16 protein-coding genes and 1 riboswitch are annotated in these 16,827 nt (G+C 58.0%); of the genes, 4 read left to right on the forward strand and 12 right to left on the reverse strand.

The features are described from left to right. Window positions 1-33: 33 nt before the first annotated feature. The 4 genes from QQG91_RS09430 to metZ form a co-directional block, all read right to left on the reverse strand. Complete coding sequence (locus QQG91_RS09430; protein ID WP_285769974.1) at window positions 34-1,482, reverse strand: TrkH family potassium uptake protein; 1,449 nt, start codon at window positions 1,480-1,482, stop codon at window positions 34-36. An 87-nt stretch (window positions 1,483-1,569) separates the two neighbouring features. Then, complete coding sequence (locus tag QQG91_RS09435; RefSeq protein WP_285769975.1) at window positions 1,570-1,797, reverse strand: hypothetical protein; 228 nt, start codon at window positions 1,795-1,797, stop codon at window positions 1,570-1,572. Between the two features lie 111 nt (window positions 1,798-1,908). Continuing rightward, entirely contained in the window at window positions 1,909-3,012 is a 1,104-nt protein-coding gene (gene folE2, locus QQG91_RS09440; RefSeq protein WP_285769976.1) for a GTP cyclohydrolase FolE2, read from the reverse strand. A 117-nt stretch (window positions 3,013-3,129) separates the two neighbouring features. Beyond that, on the reverse strand, window positions 3,130-4,308 hold the full coding sequence (metZ, locus tag QQG91_RS09445) for an O-succinylhomoserine sulfhydrylase (protein ID WP_285769977.1): 1,179 nt from the start codon (window positions 4,306-4,308) through the stop codon (window positions 3,130-3,132). A 47-nt stretch (window positions 4,309-4,355) separates the two neighbouring features. Beyond that, window positions 4,356-4,432: riboswitch (SAM riboswitch) on the reverse strand. An 87-nt stretch (window positions 4,433-4,519) separates the two neighbouring features. Here metZ and QQG91_RS09450 point away from each other — a divergent pair. After that, window positions 4,520-5,224 (forward strand): glutathione binding-like protein, encoded by a 705-nt coding sequence (locus QQG91_RS09450; RefSeq protein WP_285769978.1) that lies wholly within the window; start codon window positions 4,520-4,522, stop codon window positions 5,222-5,224. Window positions 5,225-5,249: 25 nt separating this feature from the next. Here the strand turns inward: QQG91_RS09450 and QQG91_RS09455 are convergent, their stop codons facing one another. The 3 genes from QQG91_RS09455 to ftsY form a co-directional block, all read right to left on the reverse strand. Further along, window positions 5,250-5,849, reverse strand: a complete 600-nt coding sequence (locus tag QQG91_RS09455; RefSeq protein ID WP_285769979.1) for an inner membrane-spanning protein YciB — start codon at window positions 5,847-5,849, stop codon at window positions 5,250-5,252. An 11-nt stretch (window positions 5,850-5,860) separates the two neighbouring features. Next, window positions 5,861-6,763, reverse strand: a complete 903-nt coding sequence (locus tag QQG91_RS09460) for a DMT family transporter (RefSeq protein WP_285769980.1) — start codon at window positions 6,761-6,763, stop codon at window positions 5,861-5,863. Between the two features lie 66 nt (window positions 6,764-6,829). Beyond that, window positions 6,830-7,972, reverse strand: a complete 1,143-nt coding sequence (gene ftsY, locus QQG91_RS09465; protein WP_285769981.1) for a signal recognition particle-docking protein FtsY — start codon at window positions 7,970-7,972, stop codon at window positions 6,830-6,832. A 141-nt stretch (window positions 7,973-8,113) separates the two neighbouring features. On the opposite strand from ftsY, the gene QQG91_RS09470 reads away from it, so the two are divergent. Next, a complete protein-coding gene (locus tag QQG91_RS09470; protein ID WP_285769982.1) occupies window positions 8,114-9,121 on the forward strand; it encodes an alkane 1-monooxygenase in 1,008 nt (335 codons plus the stop codon). Then, the gene (locus QQG91_RS09475; protein WP_285769983.1) at window positions 9,118-9,504 is read left to right on the forward strand and encodes a hypothetical protein; all 387 of its coding nucleotides are present in this window, start codon (window positions 9,118-9,120) and stop codon (window positions 9,502-9,504) included. Before QQG91_RS09470 ends, QQG91_RS09475 begins: the two co-directional genes overlap by 4 nt. Here QQG91_RS09475 and xseA read toward each other — a convergent pair. After that, on the reverse strand, window positions 9,501-11,057 hold the full coding sequence (xseA, locus tag QQG91_RS09480) for an exodeoxyribonuclease VII large subunit (protein WP_285769984.1): 1,557 nt from the start codon (window positions 11,055-11,057) through the stop codon (window positions 9,501-9,503). The two genes, QQG91_RS09475 and xseA, sit on opposite strands and share 4 nt — an antisense overlap. A gap of 103 nt (window positions 11,058-11,160) precedes the next feature. Here xseA and purD point away from each other — a divergent pair, with 103 nt between their 5' ends. Beyond that, window positions 11,161-12,423, forward strand: a complete 1,263-nt coding sequence (gene purD / locus QQG91_RS09485) for a phosphoribosylamine--glycine ligase (RefSeq protein ID WP_285769985.1) — start codon at window positions 11,161-11,163, stop codon at window positions 12,421-12,423. A 124-nt stretch (window positions 12,424-12,547) separates the two neighbouring features. On the opposite strand, the gene QQG91_RS09490 is transcribed toward purD, so the two are convergent. The 4 genes from QQG91_RS09490 to QQG91_RS09505 form a co-directional block, all read right to left on the reverse strand. Further along, window positions 12,548-13,054 carry a CarD family transcriptional regulator gene (locus tag QQG91_RS09490; RefSeq protein WP_285769986.1) on the reverse strand — a complete coding sequence of 169 codons (507 nt, stop codon included), beginning with the start codon at window positions 13,052-13,054 and terminating at the stop codon, window positions 12,548-12,550. Window positions 13,055-13,301: 247 nt separating this feature from the next. Then, window positions 13,302-13,637, reverse strand: a complete 336-nt coding sequence (fdxA, locus tag QQG91_RS09495) for a ferredoxin FdxA (protein WP_285769987.1) — start codon at window positions 13,635-13,637, stop codon at window positions 13,302-13,304. Window positions 13,638-13,685: 48 nt separating this feature from the next. Continuing rightward, window positions 13,686-14,075, reverse strand: a complete 390-nt coding sequence (locus QQG91_RS09500) for an RNA-binding S4 domain-containing protein (RefSeq protein WP_285769988.1) — start codon at window positions 14,073-14,075, stop codon at window positions 13,686-13,688. Next, complete coding sequence (locus tag QQG91_RS09505; RefSeq protein ID WP_285769989.1) at window positions 14,075-16,810, reverse strand: helicase-related protein; 2,736 nt, start codon at window positions 16,808-16,810, stop codon at window positions 14,075-14,077. The genes QQG91_RS09500 and QQG91_RS09505 overlap by 1 nt, the downstream gene beginning before the upstream one ends. Between the last annotated feature and the right edge of the window lie 17 nt (window positions 16,811-16,827).

The raw sequence follows: 16,827 nt of genomic DNA on the forward strand, positions 1-16,827 counted from the left end.
AACACAAAAGGGCGCCGTATCTGGCGCCCTTTTTTATGCCCGCCAGAACCGCGGAAGAAAAAGAACAAAGACCGAAACGATTTCGAGCCGTCCCAACAGCATCCCCAAAATCATGAACCATTTGGCGGGATCGGGATATGTGTTGACCGCCCCCGACGGACCGACCTCGCTGCCGAACACCGGACCGATGTTGAAAATCGAGGTCCATGCCGCCGTGACCGAGCCCATAAAGCCGACGCCTGTCATTCCGATCAACACGATCAGGACACCGAACGACAGGATGAAGCAGGTGAAGAGGAGCATGATCGAGCTGATGACCTCGGGCGAGACGACCCGACCTTCGAATTTCACCGATACGACACGGTTCGGGCTATACATCTTGGCGATCTGGGCCGAAATCGCCTGAAGCAGGATCTGGTAGCGGAACACTTTGAGCGAGCAGCCCGTCGATCCTGAACAGGCCCCAATCGCGCCCACGGCAAAAAGTATGGCAAAGGGGAACGGCCCCCATGCCAAAACATCCCCATCACCATAGCCCGTGCCCGAAAAGATCGAAACCACATTGAAAAGCGTGGAGCGAAAAAGTTCCTCGGAAAATTCACCTTCGACCGACATGCGGAACACGACGATGAGCAGGATCGCATAGACCGTCCAAGTCAGATAGGTGCGGATCTGGCTATCGCGCCAAAGCGGCTGCGGGTCGCCCTGGATCAGTTGCAGAAAGCGGAGGAATGGAAGCCCTGCAAGCAACATGAACACGACGCTGACATATTGGGGTGCCCCCGGAAAGGCGGCAAAGGACGCATCGGTGGTGGAGAATCCGCCCGTGGCAATGGTGGTAAAAGCGTGCACGATGGAATCCGTGACGCTCATACCTGCCGCGACATAAGAAATCGCGCAGATTACGGTGAGGATGACATAGATCCAGAGCAGACCCTTGGCGATATCAAGTGCGCGCGGGAGCGCTTTGCCAAAGGTATCGAAGCCTTCCGAATGGAAAAACTGCATCCCGCCCACTTTCATCACGGGCAAGAAAATCATCGCGACGATTACAACCCCAAGCCCGCCGAGCCATTGCAAGATCCCGCGCCAGACGTGGATTCCATATGAATGGGTCTCGAGACCATGGATTGCGGTCGCACCCGTCGTCGTCATCCCCGACATCGCTTCGAACATCGCATCGACAAGCGAAAGATTCGTCTCGCCGATCATAAAGGGGATTGCACCGAAAGCAGGCAAAGCGATCCAGACCACGGTCGTCAGCACAAAGCTAAGGCGGACGTTGATCCCCGACTTGATCCCGTTCTGACAGGCGAGCGCAAGGAGCACTCCGGCGGTGGTGGTCAAAATGGAGCTTTGAAAAAATGTCTCCCATTCGGGATCGTCGGCAAAGAAATCAAAGGCAAGAGGCGCGATCATGGCAAGGCCAAGAACGGCAATCAAGAGTCCAGTGACATATCCAACGGGGCGCAAGTCAAGCATGGGCGAAGGGTTGGACCGCCCAAGCGAGCCTGTCAAGCCAGAGCGCTCCAAACGCTCCGGCTCAGTGTCTAAATCCGCGCATTCGGATCAGATGTAATAGATATCGCGAAAGACATAGCGCGGAATGCCATCACGGGTAATACCCAGGGCCGCGAGCTCTTCATCGGTCTTGGCATTGAGCGCCATGATTTCGCGCATGTGGCTGCGGCGCTCCATGTAAGCATTCATGCCTTGGCCGATAGCAACAAAAAAGCGATCGATCTGGTCGCGCAGGCCGACAGGAAACAATTGGATGTGAGTCGTTGCAAGTGCCATTTGGAAACCTCTGTCTCTTTGACTGGCTTCCTCCCTAACTCATGACTAGCACAAAAAAATTTGGCCGAGGTGCTCTCTTCGATCAACTCGGCCATGTCGATCATGCAAGCCTTATCCGACGTGGAACAAGGTCGAGAACAGTCGTGGATCGAGACTTTCCGACGCAAAGGTTTTGCCCTCGGTCAGGACGCTCACAGCATCATGGCTATGAAGGCTTTCCTGATGGCTCGCGATCACGCGGAAGTCACCCACGCGCGCGTCCTTCTGAAGCTGTTCACAGAACAGGCGGGCCGCATCTTCCACAAAGATCGGGTTAGCGGCATTCAGCTCTGCAAAGGCCTGCTCGTCTTCACGCTTCACCATCACTTGGGTTTCAGTCGCAACAGCGGCGCGGGCCAACTCGATGAGGTCTTCGAACCACATCACGGGACCCTGTTCTTCGAGTTCGACTGAAATGCGGGCGACCGAGCGCTGGCTGTGCGGTGTAGCAAGCTGACCACGGAACTGGCGCGCATGCTCGGAAAGTTCGAGCGAGCAAGGGCAGGTAGAGGAATAGACGTAGTCAAGATGCATGATCCGCTTGCGGACACCTGCCACTTCGACCAGCTCGAGAGCGATATCGTAATACTGATACCCCTCAAGCCCCGAACGCAGCGATTTGACCAGAAGCGGGAAGCGGAACCGCATCTGGATACGCGCATCAAAGCTCTGCAAGTCGGTTTTGTAATCGTCGAGCGCCGCGCTGATCACCTCGAACGAGAACTCCTTTTCGGAGTGCTTGTAAAAGGTGCGCATGATGCGCGACATGTTGATGCCCTTTTTCTCGGCTTCGAGGCTAACCGTGCCCGTGACCGAGGTTTCGAGGGTGATATCGGCGCTGTCGCGGGTTTTGAAACGGATCGGCAAGCGGAAGTTGCTGATCCCAACATGCTGGATATTGGCCTTGGCCCCACGAATAAGGCTCGACGGTCCGTTCTGAAGATCGGGCATCGAGGCTTTGTAATCCTCGTCGACCTGAAAGTCCTCTGGATAGGCGCGCGCGAGCGCGGGATAATTGCTGACCTCCTGACCGGGGATCAGGCGCCCGACCAAGGGGTCGAGCGTTGCGATTTCCTCGGGCGTCACGTCTGCAGCCCAGCGGCGAAGCACGGCAAGCGCCGCTTCCGCCTCTTCACGGCTCGGGAGCCGTTCAAGATCAGGCGAGTGAAGGTTCATGTGCGGGTCCCCCTGCTCATCAGTGGCACCCTTTATATCGAGCCCACGCGACAGTTTTTCAACGAATGCGAAGGGTATACGCTTCAAACCGTCACTTGGATCACTCATTGTTATCCTCTAGGCGACATCAAGTGCATTAAGAAGATCACGCAACAGGTCTTCGGGGTCTTCGAGTCCGCAGGATACACGCACGAGACCCGGAGTGATACCCAAAGTGTCCTTCTGCTCCTGAGGAAGACGCTGGTGCGTGGTGGTCGCTGGATGGGTCACGATGGATTTGCTGTCAGCAAAGTTGTTGGAGATCGTGAAAACTTCGAGCGCGTTGAGGAACTTGAAGCAAGCCTCCCGCCCGCCCTTCACCTCGATCGCAAAGACGGTTCCAGCAGCCTCGGCCTGACGCGAGGCGAGCGCATACTGTGGATGCGACGGATGACCGGGATAAACGACCCGCGACAGTTTGGGATGGTTCTCGAGCGCGTCCACCAATTTCAGGACGGTCGCGGTTTGCGCCCGCACGCGCAGATCAATGGTATCGAGTGATTTGAGCATGACCCAAGCGTTAAAGGGGCTCATCGCGCCGCCCGTATGCTTGAGATAGGCCTCGACTGGACCACGCACCAAGTCGCGCTTGCCAAGGATAATACCCCCAAGGCAGCGCCCTTGCCCGTCCACGTGCTTCGTGGTCGAATAGACGATAAGGTCTGCTCCTGCCTCGGCTGCATAGCTGTAGACAGGGGTTGCCATAGCGTTATCGCAGACGACGAGCGCTCCGTTGGCATGCGCCAGATCGCAAACCGCCTTGAGATCAATGACTTCGAGTGTCGGGTTCGAGATGCTTTCGCAGAACACCAGACGGGTATCGGGGCGAATGGCGGCTTTCCATGCGTCAAGGTCGCGACCATCCACCAGCGTGATTTCGACACCGAACCGCGCAAGGACGTCCTCAAGAATATATAGGCAAGAGCCGAAAAGTGCGCGGGACGAGACAACATGATCCCCCGCCTTCAAAAGCGACATCAGAGCGCCATTGACCGCAGCCATACCCGAAGCGGTCGCAAACCCGGCCTCTACCCCTTCGAGATCGGCAAGACGGTCTTCGAGCATCGCAACCGTCGGGTTGCCATAGCGGGCATAGATGAACTCATCCTCGCCCAGTTTGACGAACCGCGCTTCGGCTTGCTCGGCGGTTTCGTAGACGAAACCTTGGGTCAGGAACATCGCTTCGCTCAGCTCGTTATATTGGCTGCGGCGGATGCCCGAATGAATTGCGCGGGTCCGTTTGCTCCAGTTCGTCATGTCCCAAGTTCCTTACAACAAAAAGCCTCGACACCGGCAAAGGTATCGAGGCTCACCCTCTTCCCTTTTTAGCGGCTTGTTTAACGTGGCCCGCAATCCGGTTCAAATCGCCACGCTGCGCAATTACTCTCTTGCAAGAAATTGGTCAAGGAAAAGGCCTTGCCTCCAGCGCGGCTTGCGCCATGCTGTGCCCGACAAAAAGGAGAGACAAATGTCCACCCCGATCGACCTTTATTTCTGGCCGACACCGAACGGCCACAAGATCACCATTGCGCTCGAAGAGATGGGGCTGCCCTATACCGTGCACCTTGTGAACATCGGCGCAGGCGATCAGTTCAAACCCGATTTCCTCAAGATCGCTCCGAACAACAGGATGCCCGCGATAATCGACCATGACGGCCCCGACGGCGCGCCGATTTCCGTTTTCGAGTCGGGTGCGATCTTGCAGTATCTGGGGCGCAAAACTGGAAAATTTTATGGATCGACCGAGCGCGAGCGGGTCAACATCGAGCAATGGCTCATGTGGCAGATGGGCGGCGTCGGCCCGATGGCGGGTCAGGCACATCACTTCCTCAAATACGCCCCAATGATGGACCCGCCCCAAGTGCTCCCCTATGCCCAAGACCGCTACCGCAACGAGGTGGGGCGTCTTTACGGCGTTCTGGATCGCCAGCTCGAAGGCAAAGCCTTTGTCTGCGGAGACGAGATCACCCTTGCCGACTTTGCGATTTTCCCTTGGGTCAAAGGATGGGAAGGCCAACAGCAGGACATCACCAAGATCCCGAACGTCAAACGCTGGCTCGATACGATGTTTGCACGTCCCGCGGTCGAGCGCGGCCTTGCCGTGAACGCCGAGGCGCGTCAGGCCAGCTATAGCAAAGAACAGATGGACCTTTTGTTCAAAGGCAAGAAGTAACGATAAGCGGGGCTTTGACCCCGTTCTACTCGGGCTGCTCGATAAGATACTTCTGGAGCATGACGATCTGGCTCCAGAGGAACACGAATGTCACGGCGGGAAAGGCAAAAGTCTCGATAGTGACCCAAGTCTCCTCACTCATGGTGCGCCAGACGATCTCGTTCCCGATGGCAAGCGCTGCAAAGAGAGCCGTGACACGGCGCGTGAGCTTCATCCAGCCCTCGTCCTGCATTGGGAGAAACTCTTCCATGACGTATTTGAGATAGCTGCGCCCCCGCAACAATCCGATCCCGAGTAGCACGGTGAAGAGACCATAGACGATGGTGGTCTTCATCATAAAGAAGGTCTTGTCGTTGAACCAAGCGGTGAGACCCCCAAAGAAAATCACCATAAAAGCGGTGAAAATCTGCATTCGGCTCAGCTTGCCGGTCAAAGCCCAAAGCGCGCCCATCGCCGCCAAAAGCACAGGGACAAAGACGATGGTCGCCATGATGAAGCCCGAATACTCGGTCCCCGCGATGGTGAAGGTCTTTTCCTTGATCTTCAGGTAAAGGACAAAGAACGCGACCGTCGGTCCGAGTTCGAGAATTTGCTTGAGGATCGGATTGATTGGTTTTTGCGACATCGGGTTCTCCTTCAGCCCCCTAATTCCACGATCACAGCTCCGATGGCAATCAGACTCATAAGAAAGAGCCGTCTCGGCCCGACTTTTTCGCCTAGGATAAACCAACCGATCAAGGCCGCGAACACGGTCGAGGTTTCGCGCAAAACAGCGGCTTCACCGACTTTATCGAGCCTTGTGGCGAGCATCACGCCGCCAAAGCTGATCCAGCCAAGGAACGCACCGCTAAGCCCGCGCCATGCGAGCGCTTTGAAGGGCGCTTTGATCGGCGTCTTGCGATGCCGAAGAAGTGCAAGGACGGGAAAGTCGAAAGACGACAAAAAGAAGAACCAAGCCAGAAAGGTAAAGGCATTCTCGGCCACACGAATGCCCCAAGCGTCATAGGTCGTGTAAACCGCCACCATAAATCCACAGGCCAGCGCCCAGATCAGCCCGATCCTCAGGGCTTGTTTGGCGATCTTCTCTTCGCTTAGGTTCCGAAGCGCAAGCAGCAGGATACCGCCCGAAAGGCATGCGACCCCGATCCATTGAACGCCCGTGAAATGCTCGTGGAAAAAGATCGAGGCGGCCGCAACCGTCACCAATGGCCCCGTGCCACGCACGACCGGATAAACCACAGTATAAGCTGCCTTTTCATAGGCGCGCGCCATCGTGATCTTGTAAACGAGGTGGATGAGCGCCGCCCCGAGTAGGATGACCAGATCGCGCAATCCCGGCGCGGGAACAAAAAACAGGACGACGGGGAGCGTGATGACGAAAAAGCCTGCGTCGATCACCGCACGCGAAAGCCAAGGATCGAAACGCCCTTTTTGCAAGGCCCCGAATAGCGCATGGGCGACCGCCGCGGTAAGAGCGAGCAAACTGGCAAGCCGCGCACCTTCGGGCGTCCCAGCCAGCGAAATCAGATAATCACCCAAAGTAAAGGCCTTTTGGCAGGGGTGCTCCGGACCGAGTGCGTCCATCACACCGGCGATTTGAAAGAATCATTCCAGCCCGACGAGGGCCTTGGCGAATTCCTCGGGATCAAAGGGGGCAAGATCGTCGATCTGTTCACCCACGCCAATTGCATGGATCGGAAGACCGAACTTATCAGCAAGCGCCACAAGGACGCCGCCTTTTGCCGTTCCATCAAGCTTGGTCATCACAAGACCCGACACGTCTGCAAGCTTTTGGAACACGTCAACCTGATTGATCGCATTTTGGCCCGTCGTCGCATCAAGCACGAGAAGCGTATTGTGTGGCGCTTCGGGGTCTTTCTTGCGGATCACGCGCACGATCTTGGACAGCTCTTCCATCAAGTCCTGACGGTTTTGCAGTCTGCCTGCGGTATCGATCAGCAACAGGTCGGCGCCATCGGCTTGAGCCTTGGTCATCGCATCAAAGGCAAGCGAGGCAGGATCAGAACCTTCGGGCGCAGTCAGAACGGGCACACCTGCGCGATCACCCCAGACCTGAAGTTGCTCGACGGCTGCTGCGCGAAAGGTGTCCCCCGCCGCGATGACGACCTTTTTGCCCGCAGCGCGGAATTGGCTGGCGAGTTTTCCGATTGTCGTGGTTTTGCCTGCGCCGTTTACACCGACGATCAGAACAACCTGAGGCGTCTTGGCATAGAGAGGCAGGGGTCGCGCCACGGGTTCCATGATCCGCGTCACTTCGTCTGCCAAAAGCTGTTTGATCTCTTCAACCGAGAGCTTCTTGCCCAAGCGGCCCTCGGCCATATTGGCCGTTACGCGCAGTGCGGTATCCACACCCATATCCGCGCTGATGAGCAGTTCTTCGAGCTGTTCGAGCATGTCGTCGTCGAGCGTGCGGCGCACAACGGTTTTCTGCTCGGCACCTCCGAAAAGACGGCCGAGAATACCCTTTTTCTCGGGCTCGCCCGAGGCTTTGGGCGTGTCGGGGATCACCGGCTGCACTGCAATCGCAGGGGCAGGCTCGACAACCGGAGGGACAATCTCGATGGGCTGGGATGCTTGCGGCTCCTGATCTGCCGTTGTCTCGGGCTCGGGTGCAGAAGATGCAGCCTCCTCGATGACGCCCCCATCATCCACGATGCTTTCCAGACCTTGGTCGATCTTGGACGATGACTTTGTCAGACGATCTTTAAGCTTCTTGAAAAACGACATCGGGGCCCTTCACGTATTTGCTAGGTATCACCTACTCCTTCACGCTGGTTTTTTAAAGTCCAACTGCGCAACTCTATTCCCTCTCGCCCCACGCGTCTTGCGGTGGTAAAAATCAGTTAGAATTCGCCAAGGACTTTCGGGATGTATCTTTTTGCTATCGCCTCGCTCGCGCCGATCCCCTTTCTTTGGGGGGCTGCCATGTTCGGAGGATGGCTGACCGTGCTTGCGCTGATCGTGATTACCGTCGGAGTTATGGCTCTCGATGAGGGAGTCGCACGAAGCGGCCCCGAAGGCTCGGAAGAGGACATCGAGTGGGCCGACGCGCTGTCCATGCTCTTGGCCCAAGTACATTTCATCACACTCGCCCTTGTGGTCTATTCTTTGGCCAAGGGGGATTGGGCAATCTGGGAGAAGATTTTTCTTTTCTTTGCAGCGGGTCAGTATTTTGGCCAAGTCAGCAATTCCAACGCCCATGAACTGATCCACCGAAGCACGCGCCTCCTGAATGGGCTCGGGCGGCTTGTGTTCATTTCCCTGCTTTTCGGGCATCACGCCTCGGCACATCCTTTGGTTCATCACAGATTTGTCGCCACCGATGACGACCCCAACTCAGCACGGCTGGGTGAAAGTTTTTACCATTTTGCAAAGCGCGCTTGGAAAGGCTCGTTTCTCAAAGGACTGGAGGCAGAAAGCGAACGCCGCTCACGCGCAGGCAAATCCCGCTTGACCCACCCCTATGTCGGCTACATCGGCGGCGCCTTGGCCTTTGCTATCGGCGCAGTCCTGATCGGAGGACCGGCGGGGCTTTTTTGGTATGTGCTTCTTGCAGGAAATGCGCAGATGCAGCTTTTGCTTTCGGATTATGTGCAGCACTACGGTCTTCGCCGTGCCGAGATAGATGGAAAGCTTGAACCTGTCGGACCCCAGCACAGCTGGAATACCCCGCATTGGTTTTCCTCGGCGTTGATGCTCAATGCGCCGCGCCACTCGGACCATCATGCGCATCCCGCAACGCCTTATCCTTTGCTGCGACTCGGAGATGTTCCGATGTTGCCGCGCTCGCTGCCGTTCATGGCAACCCTCGCGCTCTCGCCCAAACGGTGGCGCAGGGTGATGGACCCGCTTGTTCAGGACTGGACACGCGCGTGAGCCTCAGGCCCCTCATCCTCTTTGCGGGGCTTGGCCTCTCTGCGGCCGAAGCGCAAACCCTCCTGAGCGGGGATGCTTTCGATGCCTATACAGCTGGCAAAACGTTCCTCTTCGGCCACACAGACCAAGGCGACTATGGCGCCGAGCAATATCTTCCGGACCGACACATTCTTTGGTCCAATCTCGACGGCACCTGCGACGGTGGGACATGGTTCGACAACAACGGCCAAACCTGTTTCTTTTATGATCACAGCCCTTATTTACAGTGCTGGAACTTCTACCTCGAAGACGGCGAGCTCACTGCGGAATTTCTGGGCGTGACCAGTGGCTCTCCGTTCTACACGGTGAATGAGACCGACGAGCCGCTAAGCTGCACACCCTAGAAGAGCGACCCCTGTTCTGGCTCTTTGGGCTTTGTTTTGCCTTTGGTGGCAGCCCCCCCGAGCGCAAAGCGTCCATCGCTGAACTCGATCTCTAGTGCACCTGCTTCTTTGGCGGCTTGCGCCGATGTGATCACATGATCACACGAGCGCACCACGGCATAGCCCCGCTTAAGCGTTTCGGTATAGCCCAAGGTTTCGCGCAGGCGGTCCAAGGCTTCGAGCCTTGTCCGACGATCATCAAGCAGACGCCGCGCACGGTCGCTCAATCGACGCAAGAGCGTTTCGAGCTTGTCGTTCCCTCGTGCAATCTGTGCATCAAGTTCGCGCGGGCGCAGGCCCCTCGCCGTCTGATCAAGCCGCCGCCCCTTGTCCGCATTCGCACGCGCCAAGGCGGGCGAGAGGCGGTCAGAGAGGCCCTTGAGGACGCGCTTTTCCTCGGCAATGCGCCGCGACAGCACCTGAGGACGCAGGGCTCCCGAGGTGCGGCTCAACAAGAGCGCCTTTTGCCCGTTACCGGACCGCAGCGCAGCAGGGAGCTTTTCGGCCAATACGTCAAGCCTTTGACGCGGCCCCTCTAGGATCGCATCCTGCTTGGGTAATCCGCGGGACAAATCCGAAAGCCGCTGGCGCCGCATCTGGAGGCTGCGCGTCACGCCGCCCGCAAGCCGCACGCCTTGGTTCTCGGTCCACGACAAAAGATCAAGCCGCACCGGCACCGCCATCTCCGCCGCAGCGGTCGGGGTCGGTGCGCGTCTATCCGATACGAAATCAATGAGGGTCGTGTCCGTCTCGTGCCCGACCGCAGAAATCAGGGGAATCTCGGATGCCGCCGCAGCACGCGCAACAATCTCTTCATTGAAGCCCCAAAGATCCTCGATCGACCCGCCACCACGTGCCACGATCAAAAGATCGGGCCTTGGCAGCGAACCACCCGGCGTCATGCGATTAAAGCCCTCGATCGCTGCGGCAACCTGCGGTGCGCAAGACGCCCCCTGCACCGCCACAGGCCAAACCAGAACCTTGCGCGGGAAGCGATCCCGCAAACGGTGAAGGATGTCACGGATGACGGCACCCGATGGCGACGTCACCACCCCGATAACTTCCGGCAGAAAGGGAATCGCTTTTTTCCGCTCGGGTGCAAAAAGCCCCTCCGCCTGTAGAAGGGCTTTGCGCTTCTCCAGCATCGCCATGAGCGCGCCGGCACCTGCAGGTGCGATATCGTCGATCACCATCTGGTATTTGGACTGACCCGGGAAGGTGGTGAGTTTCCCCGTTGCGATCACCTCCATTCCCTCTTCGGGCCGATGGGTCAAAGCCTGCGCCCGCCCTTTCCAGATTACACTGGCCAGAACAGCACGGTCGTCCTTTAGATCCAGGTAAAGATGCCCCGACGAAGGCCGCGACACGCGCCCGACCTCGCCGCGCACGCGGACATAGGCAAATTCCGTCTCGATCGACCGTTTGACTGCGCCGCTGATCTCGGACACCGAGAACTCGGGTGCATTGCTTCCGGTGCTGCCTTGCGGCTCTGGATCTTCGAATAGGTCGCTCATAGCGTCTTTGTGCGATATGGAGCGCGCACAGGCAACACCCCACGCTTGCCCATTTTGCCCAAGGCCACTAGGAAGGCCCAAGATTTACCAGAGGGCACGAGACATGAATATCCTGATCCTTGGCAGCGGCGGGCGCGAACATGCACTGGCTTGGGCTGTAAAGCAAAACCCGAAATGTGACAGACTGATCGTTGCGCCGGGCAATGCCGGGATCGCAAGCATCGCCGAATGTGCCGATATCGACATTCTCGACGGCGGCGTGGTCTCAGGTTTCGCATCGGATAATGCGATCGATTTCGTCATCGTCGGCCCCGAAGCCCCGCTCGCAGCAGGCGTTGCCGATCAACTGCGTGATGCAGGCTTCACCGTCTTCGGTCCCTCGGCTGCCGCCGCGCGCCTCGAAGCCTCCAAAGCCTTCACCAAAGCGATTTGCGACGCGGCGAATGCCCCCACCGCCGCCTATGCGCGCTTTACTGAAAGCGCCCCCGCCAAGGCCTATATCAAGGATCAAGGCGCTCCCATCGTGGTCAAGGCCGACGGGCTTGCAGCAGGCAAAGGTGTGATCGTCGCGATGACCGAAGCCGAGGCCCTTGATGCGATCGACGATATGTTCGGCGGCGAATTCGGCTCAGCCGGCGCAGAAGTCGTAATCGAAGAATTCATGGAGGGCGAAGAGGCCTCCTACTTCATTCTCGTCGATGGCGAGACGGTGATTCCCATCGGAACCGCTCAGGACCACAAACGCGTCGGCGACGGCGATACCGGCCCCAACACCGGCGGTATGGGCGCTTACTCGCCCGCGCCCGTGCTCTCGGAAGAGATCGCGGCCAAAGCCCTCAATGAAATCGTTATTCCAACAATGAAGGTCATGAAGGACCAAGGCACACCCTATCAAGGCGTTCTTTATGCAGGTCTCATGATCAAGGATGGTCAGCCGCGCCTCGTCGAATACAATTGCCGCTTCGGCGACCCAGAATGCCAGGTTCTGATGATGCGCCTCGGGGCTCAGGCACTGGATCTCATGCTCGCCTGTGCCCAAGGCCGCCTCTCCGAAATCAAGGCAAACTGGGCTGACGATCATGCCCTGACCGTGGTTCTGGCTGCGGACGGCTATCCCGGCACCTACAAGAAAGGCACCGAAATTCGCGGCCTCGATGCCCTACCCGAAACCTCGTCGGAATATACCTTCCATGCGGGCACCATCGCAAAAGACGGCGCGATCCTCGCAAACGGCGGCCGCGTTCTCAATGTGACAGCCCGCGGCGCAACCCTGCAAGAGGCGCGTGACCGTGCTTATGCGATGGTCGACCGGATCGATTGGCCCGAGGGCTTTTGCCGCAAAGACATCGGCTGGCGCGCCCTCTAACTTGCCTTTGTGCCCCAAATATCCCGGGGGGAGCGCCAAAGGCGCGGGGGGCAGAGCCCCCTCTCCCATCAAAAAAGCCGCTCCTTTTCAGGGCGGCTTTTTCAATCTTCAGACATGATCGGGCTTAAGCCGCACGGCCCATCAGCACCGAGTCGATCTCTTTGGCCGCAGCCTGTTCGTCATTGCCGCCGACAGCAGCAATCTCGCGGGTCAAACGCTCGAGAGCGGCTTCATAAAGCTGACGCTCGGAATAGGATTGCTCGCGCTGGTCATCTGCACGGTGCAGATCGCGCACAACCTCGGCGATGGCGATCAGATCACCCGAGTTGATCTTCTGTTCGTATTCCTGAGCGCGGCGCGACCACATGGCCTTTTTCACTTTGGCCTTGCCCTTCAGAGTTTTCATCGCATGCGCGACGATATCTGGGGACGACAACGAACGCATGCCCACATCGGTCGCCTTATTGGTCGGCACACGAAGGGTCATTTTGTCCTTTTCGAAGGAAATCACGAAAAGTTCGAGCTCAAAGCCAGCCACTTCCTGCTTTTCGATCGAAACGATCTGACCCACACCATGAGCGGGGTATACAACAAACTCGTTCGGGCTGAATTCGTTCTTCTTCTTGGTCATAACGGTCCTTCCTTTGGCACCCGTCAGACGACAAGACAACCGTCCGGAAAAGATGATTTCCGGCGGCGTTTTGTAGCGTTTGGCGGTTAAGACACTGGCAACATTTGTATTTCTTATAGCACAAAAACCGGCCCATCGAAAGTGCCGCGCTGCAGCACCGTCAAAGGCCGGTTTTCATAATAGTTTCAAGCTCATGCGCTTACGGAGAGAGGCGAATCACGCCATCTGCAGCGAATCAGGGCCGGTATCAGTTACCTTCGCCAGCCTTGGCAGAGAAAAGATCGATCTTGCCAGGCTTGCCGTCCATCTCTTCTGCACCCGGCAGAGGGTCTTTCTTGACCGTGATGACGGGCCATTGCTCGGCGTATTTGCGGTTGAACTCAACCCACTTTTCCATATCCGGCTCGGTGTCCGGACGAATTGCGTCTGCAGGGCACTCGGGCTCGCACACACCACAGTCGATGCATTCATCGGGATGGATCACGAGCATGTTCTCACCCTCGTAGAAACAATCCACAGGGCAAACCTCGACGCAGTCGGTGTATTTACAGGCGATGCAGTTGTCGTTGACGATGTAGGTCATAGTCTTTTCCTGATGCTTTCGGGGCACTAGCTAGGACAGCTTGGCGGATCATTCAAGCGTGAAAGGGTCTACCTTTGCTCGAAGCGCATCCATGTTCCGTCTCTCGCGCTTTCCCGGTTTGCCTTTCCCATCGAAGGACGGATTGGCAGGAGATTTTTCCTCGGGCGGCGGCGAAAGATCTTCGTAAAGGGCCTTCGCTTCGGGTGCGGGACCGCGTCTTTCCCCAAGGGCAAGGATTCGGACGATCTTCACGTCCCCTTCTTTGACAAAGGTCAGCACGGCCCCCGGTCCGACCTGACGTGCAGGTTTGCTGATCGGGGTGCCGTCGATGCGGACCTTTCCCTCCGAGACGATCTTTGTGGCAAGGCTGCGCGTTTTAAAAAAACGCGCATGCCAGAGCCATTTGTCGATCCGGATGGAGCCTTCCGCCTCGGCCATTACTTAGTTTTGAAACCGGAAAGAGCGGCTGCGAACGGATTATCGGGGTCGATCGTCTTTTCGCGCTTGGGCTTGGCCTCGAACTTCTGAGGCTTGGTATTGCCTTCGGGCTTGCGCCCTTTGCCGCCTTTGCCCTTACCGCGCGGACGCTCGCCTTGGGGGCGTTCGCCCTGCGGCTTGCCACCTTCACGGCGACCACCCTGAGGACGGGCCTGACGCTGCGGGCGTGCGCCCCAAGTGAAGGTGTAGAAGACCTCCATTTCAGCGGGTTCTGCCGCTTCCGGTGCAGCCTCTACGACGGGCTCGGCCGCAACCTCGGACGCCTCACCCTCTGCGGGGGCAGCGGTCTCGGTCGCCTTGACCTTGGCTCGTTCGCCTTTTTCGGCCTTGTAGCCGAGACCCTGCATAAGGTCCGCGAACTGCTCGAGGGTCATGCCTGTAATGGAAAGCATGTCGGCGTTGGCTTCAAAGCCACCACGGCTGTCTTTATCACGAAGCATATCGGCAAGACGTTCGAGCATGTCGATACGGATCGCACGTTCCCCCGCAGCGCGGTATCCCGCCATTGCGAAATAGCCCGGCGCCATATCCTTGAGCGCGGGAACAGTCACAAGACCCGGCGGCGGTGCTTCGGGGAATTCATCCAACTTTTGCGCAAGCGACCAAAGCACGAGACGCAGGCGCGTCGGAGCGGGCTTGAGCAGGAGCGGCATGAAAACGGTGAACTGACCAAAGCGCACGCCATGTTTGCGCAGTGCGCCGCGTGCTTCTTGATCGAGGGTCTTGACCTCTTCGGCAACATCCCCGCGCGGCACGATGCCGAAGCCTTCGCCCAAGCGGAAGGCGAATCCGCGTGCAAGACCCGTCAGGGTTTCATCACGCTGCATGTTGAGCATCGGCTCGAACAGAGCGGCGACCTTGCGGTCGATGAAGTGCTGGAGACGGCGCTGGACCTTGGTCGCCACATCGTCGCCTGCTTCTTCGTCGACGAAAGCAACGACCTGCGGCTTGAGCGGGTCTGCACCGGCAACGAGCTTGCCCACAGCCTGATCGCCCCACATGAGGCCACCCTGCTCGGTAAAATCAATCTCGGTATCGGGAGAATTATAGAAGCGGTCAGCGCGCAGGTTGAACTGCGGCACCAATGCCTGAACCGAAGCTTGACGGAGGGTCTTTGCTTCATCGGGGCTTCCGGTTTTATCCATGCGGAAACGGAACCCTTCCAACCGACCGACGAATTCGCCGCCGACGGTCACTTCACCATTATCGTTTACTTCGGCCACAAGGCCCTCCTTCTGCTTGAGCCGGCGAAGGAGAACACTCGTCCGCCGGTCCACAAATCTTTGGGTCAGGGCATCATGCAATGCATCTGACAGGCGATCTTCTACAGCGCGAGTTTGCTCGCGCCAATGGGATTCGTCCTGAACCCACCCATTGCGTTGCGCAACGTAGGTCCAAGTTCTGATATAGGCGAGCCTTTTCGACAATGTGTCAATGTCGCCGTCGGTCCGATCGATGCGTTTGACCTGCCGCGCGAACCAGTCGCGGGGCACATGGCCGTGCTGGTGCAGAAAGTTGAACAAGTCCCGCAACAGGTTCGCATGTTCCCCCGAGGAAATGCCGCGAAAGTCGGGGACGCGGCACACATCCCACAAGAGTTTGACCGAGGGGCCATCGCTGGCCCGCGCCATAACTTCCGCATCCGCCGAGAGAGCCTTGAGCGCCAAAAGGTCATCTGCCTCGCGCATCCGAGACAACCAGATATCATCGGTGCGTTGCTCCAGCGTGCGGATCAGTCGCGGCACCGAACCGAATTCGAGCCGTGAGTTGCGCCAATGGAGTTTGTTGACGGGGCGGAACTGGTGTTCCTCAATGGATTTGACCACCTCGTCATCAAGCTCGGGAGCCTCGCCCGTCACGCCGAAGGTGCCGTGGCTCATATGTCGTCCCGCGCGGCCCGCGATCTGACCAAGCTCTTGCGGCTCGAGATAGCGCATGCGCCGCCCGTCGAATTTGGTGAGCGAGGAAAAAGCGACATGATCGATATCGAGGTTGAGCCCCATCCCGACGGCATCCGTCGCCACAAGGTAATCTACATCACCGTTCTGATACATGGCGACCTGAGCGTTGCGGGTCCGCGGGCTCAACGCCCCCATAACGACCGCTGCGCCACCCTTGGTGCGCCGCAACAGCTCGGCAATCGCATACACATTATCAACAGAAAAGCCGACAATTGCGGCTCTTCCGGGCATCCTACTTATCTTTTTCGAACCTGAATAGGTAAGTGTCGACATCCGCTCGCGCTTATGGAACTGCGCTTTGGGGACCAATGCGGCAATTGCGGGACGCATGGTATCGGCGCCCATAAAAATCGTTTCAAGCCGTCCGCGGGCGTGCAACAGACGGTCGGTGAACACATGGCCCCGCTCGGGGTCAGAGCAGAGCTGGATCTCGTCTACGGCCAGAAAATCGACCATCATGCCTTCGGGCATGGCTTCGACGGTGCAGACCCAATATTTGACGCGGGGCGGAACGATGCGCTCTTCCCCTGTAACCAGTGCCACGACAGACGGGCCACGAAGCGCCACGATCTTGTCGTAGACCTCACGCGCCAAAAGCCGAAGCGGGAGCCCGATGACCCCCGTCTGATGCGCAAGCATCCTCTCGATCGCGTAATGGGTTTTGCCGGTGTTCGTCGGCCCGAGCATGGCCGTAATCCGGGAAGGCAAAGTCATTTTTCGTCCCCGGTGGG

The organism is Marivivens sp. LCG002 (assembly GCF_030264275.1).
Classification (GTDB): Bacteria; Pseudomonadota; Alphaproteobacteria; order Rhodobacterales; family Rhodobacteraceae; genus Marivivens.

What these genes read in the sequence shown, in the direction of transcription:
- purD (WP_285769985.1), top strand. Translation starts at nt 11,161, where the DNA reads ATGAATATCCTGATCCTTGGCAGCGGCGGGCGCGAACATGCACTGGCT.
- QQG91_RS09490 (WP_285769986.1), bottom strand. Translation starts at nt 13,054, where the DNA reads ATGACCAAGAAGAAGAACGAATTCAGCCCGAACGAGTTTGTTGTATAC.
- fdxA (WP_285769987.1), bottom strand. Translation starts at nt 13,637, where the DNA reads ATGACCTACATCGTCAACGACAACTGCATCGCCTGTAAATACACCGAC.
- metZ (WP_285769977.1), bottom strand. Translation starts at nt 4,308, where the DNA reads ATGACGAACTGGAGCAAACGGACCCGCGCAATTCATTCGGGCATCCGC.
- QQG91_RS09505 (WP_285769989.1), bottom strand. Translation starts at nt 16,810, where the DNA reads ATGACTTTGCCTTCCCGGATTACGGCCATGCTCGGGCCGACGAACACC.
- ftsY (WP_285769981.1), bottom strand. Translation starts at nt 7,972, where the DNA reads ATGTCGTTTTTCAAGAAGCTTAAAGATCGTCTGACAAAGTCATCGTCC.
- xseA (WP_285769984.1), bottom strand. Translation starts at nt 11,057, where the DNA reads ATGAGCGACCTATTCGAAGATCCAGAGCCGCAAGGCAGCACCGGAAGC.
- QQG91_RS09430 (WP_285769974.1), bottom strand. Translation starts at nt 1,482, where the DNA reads ATGCTTGACTTGCGCCCCGTTGGATATGTCACTGGACTCTTGATTGCC.
- QQG91_RS09455 (WP_285769979.1), bottom strand. Translation starts at nt 5,849, where the DNA reads ATGTCGCAAAAACCAATCAATCCGATCCTCAAGCAAATTCTCGAACTC.
- QQG91_RS09450 (WP_285769978.1), top strand. Translation starts at nt 4,520, where the DNA reads ATGTCCACCCCGATCGACCTTTATTTCTGGCCGACACCGAACGGCCAC.
- QQG91_RS09470 (WP_285769982.1), top strand. Translation starts at nt 8,114, where the DNA reads ATGTATCTTTTTGCTATCGCCTCGCTCGCGCCGATCCCCTTTCTTTGG.
- QQG91_RS09435 (WP_285769975.1), bottom strand. Translation starts at nt 1,797, where the DNA reads ATGGCACTTGCAACGACTCACATCCAATTGTTTCCTGTCGGCCTGCGC.
- QQG91_RS09500 (WP_285769988.1), bottom strand. Translation starts at nt 14,075, where the DNA reads ATGGCCGAGGCGGAAGGCTCCATCCGGATCGACAAATGGCTCTGGCAT.
- folE2 (WP_285769976.1), bottom strand. Translation starts at nt 3,012, where the DNA reads ATGAACCTTCACTCGCCTGATCTTGAACGGCTCCCGAGCCGTGAAGAG.